General features: G+C 71.3%; 3 protein-coding genes. 1 reads left to right on the plus strand and 2 read right to left on the minus strand.

The features are described 5' to 3' along the window. The first annotated feature begins 49 nt into the window (after positions 1–49). Positions 50–952: a sigma-70 family RNA polymerase sigma factor gene (locus C1I98_RS37490; protein WP_111171997.1), complete on the plus strand. Its 903-nt coding sequence runs from the start codon at positions 50–52 to the stop codon at positions 950–952. A gap of 7 nt (positions 953–959) precedes the next feature. Here C1I98_RS37490 and C1I98_RS37495 read toward each other — a convergent pair whose 3' ends face one another. Further along, positions 960–1,259, minus strand: coding sequence for a Dabb family protein (locus C1I98_RS37495; protein ID WP_111171998.1), 300 nt, complete (start codon positions 1,257–1,259; stop codon positions 960–962). 104 nt (positions 1,260–1,363) lie between these two features. After that, on the minus strand, positions 1,364–2,671 hold the full coding sequence (locus C1I98_RS37500; RefSeq protein WP_111171999.1) for a dihydrolipoamide acetyltransferase family protein: 1,308 nt from the start codon (positions 2,669–2,671) through the stop codon (positions 1,364–1,366). Positions 2,672–2,788: the final 117 nt, after the last annotated feature.

Below are 2,788 nucleotides of genomic sequence, written 5' to 3' on the forward strand. Positions count from 1 at the left end.
GGGGTTGGGTTCGTCATGCGGGGTGACCATGGGCGTGAAGGGGACGGGTATGGATGGACGGGGATTCGTGGCGGAGCGGTTCGAGGAGCACCGGGCGCGGTTGAAGGCGGTGGCCTATCGGATGCTCGGGTCGCCGGTGGAGGCGGAGGACGCGGTGCAGGAGGCGTGGCTGCGGCTGGCGCGGTCCGACGCCGGGGAGATCGACAACCTGGGCGGCTGGCTGACCACGGTGGTCGGGCGGGTGTGCCTGGACATGCTGCGCTCGCGGCGGCAGCGGCGGGAGGAGTCGCTGGCGGAGGGGCTGCCGGACCCGGTGGTCGGCAGGGCGGAGAGCACGGACCCCGAGACGCGGGCGATGATCGCCGACTCGGTGGGGCCGGCGCTGCTGGTGGTACTGGAGTCGCTGACCCCGGCGGAACGGCTGGCCTTCGTGCTGCACGACATGTTCGGGATGACGTTCGAGGAGATCGCGCCGGTCATCGACCGTACGCCGGTCTCCGCCAGGCAGCTCGCGAGCCGTGCCCGCAGGCGGGTCAGGGGGATCACCCCCGAGCCCGATCCGGACCCGGTCGCGCAGCGGCGGGTGGTGGACGCGTTCCTGGCCGCCTCACGCGGCGGCGACTTCGAGGCCCTGCTGAGCATTCTCGATCCGGGCGTCGTGCTGCGCCTGGACGGCGGGGCGGCGCTGCCCGGCGGCCTCCAGGTCGTGCGCGGACGGTCGGCGGTGGCCGGCCGGGCGACCACGTTCGGGCGGGCGGCCCGCGCCACGGTCAGTACGCCCGCGCTGGTCAACGGTGTCGCGGGCCTGGTCAACGCGATCGACGGCGAGATCGTCTCGGTCATGAGCTTCACCGTCGTGGACGGGCGGATCGCCGCGATCGACATCCTCTCCGACCGCGACCGGCTGGCCGGGCTCGACCTCGGCGACTCTCAGCGGCCCGGCGAGAACTGAGCGACTTTCAGCCGTCCAGCGAGAACTGAGCGCCGGTGCGGGAGGCGAGGATGGGCGCGATCAGCTCGTCGATCACCTTCCGGTGCGCAGGGTGGTCGCGGTAGACGATGTAGTCGTCCACCGAGTCGAAGTCGGCGGTGACCACGAAGTTCGCGTTGCCGGGGTTGACGCCCAGGTCATCGCCGCACTGGTAGGACCGGATCTCCGGAATGGCCGCGGGCAGCTCGCGCAGCCGGCGGGCGATCTCCGCGACCTGCTCGCCGGTCGCCGCTTCGGTCCAGTTCATCAGCACCACATGGCGGAGCATCGGCGTACCCGTACCCTTCGTTCCCTGCGTCGCGTGTGCCCCTGAACCCTACGCGGTACCGTACGGCCGGGCCACCGCGGGCCCGGCCGTACGGTACCGGCGTGTCAGGACCAGGCGAGCGCGCGGAGCGGGTCCTCCAGCATGTCGCCGACGTCGCGCAGCAGCCGCGAACCCAGCTCACCGTCGATGATCCGGTGGTCGAAGGACAGCGACAGCGTGCAGATCTTGCGCGGTACGATCTGCCCGTCCACCACCCACGGCAGGTCCCTGATCTGGCCGAACGCCAGGATCGCGGACTCGCCGGGGTTGATGATCGGTGTGCCGGCGTCAACGCCGAACACGCCCACGTTGGTGATCGTGATCGTGCCGCCGGACATGTCGGCCGGCTGCGTCTTGCCCGCCCTGGCGGTCTCCACCAGGGCCTGCATCGCCCTGCCGAGGTCCACCAGGGACAGCGCGTGCGCGCCCTTGATGTTTGGGACGATCAGCCCGCGCGGGGTGGCGGCGGCGATGCCGAGGTTCACCCGGTGCTTGACCACGATCTCCTGGGCGCGCTCGTCCCAGGCGGAGTTCACCATGGGGTGCCGGCGTACGCCGACCAGCAGGGCCTTGGCCACCAGCAGCAGCGGGGAGACCTTGACCTCGGCGAAGTCGGGCAAGGCGCGCAACCGGCGCACCGTGTCCATCGTCTCGGTCATGTCCACCTGGAGGAACTCGGTGACGTGCGGCGCGGAGAACGCGGAGGCCACCATGGCCTGCGCGGTCGCCCGCCGTACGCCCTTGACCGGGATGCGCTCTTCCGCCGCTCCGGCCGGGACGGGCTCGGCCACGGGGGCGGTGGTGCCCGCCACCGCGCCGTGGACGTCCTCGCGGGTGATCGTGCCCTGTGGCCCGGTACCGGTGAGGGACGCCAGGTCCACCCCGAGGTCCTTGGCCAGCTTGCGCACGGGCGGCTTGGCCAGTACGCCGGGCGCGGACGCCCCCCGCGCTACCGGCACTTCCGGCACTTCTGGTGCTTCCGGTGCTTCACTGACCTCAGGCGGGGCGGCGGTGGCCGTCTTGCGGGGGCGGCGTTTGGAGGCGCCGGCCTTGACGCCGTACCCCACCAGCACCGGTGTGCGCTTCTCCTCGGAAGCCTTGGGGGCCTCGGCCTTCTCCGTGGATTCCTCGGCGGACCCGTCGTCGATGGTGATGATGGGCGTGCCCACATCCACCGTCGCGCTCTCCTCGACCAGCAGCCCGGAAACCGTCCCCTCAAAAGGGGACGGCAGCTCCACCACGGCCTTGGCCGTCTCGATCTCCACGATGATCTGGTTCAGCTTCACCGTGTCGCCCTGGCGGACGTGCCAGCGGACGATCTCCGCCTCGGTCAGGCCCTCGCCGACGTCGGGCAGCTTGAACTCGCGTCGCATGCGGCGTTCCCTCTCAGCACTCTCAGAAGGCGATTCAGTAGGCAAAGGACCGGTCGACCGCGTCCAGCACGCGATCGAGGTCGGGCAGGTAGTGGTCCTCCAGGCGGGAGGGCGGGT

This window comes from Spongiactinospora gelatinilytica, assembly GCF_003236385.1.
GTDB lineage: Bacteria > Actinomycetota > Actinomycetes > Streptosporangiales > Streptosporangiaceae > Spongiactinospora > Spongiactinospora gelatinilytica.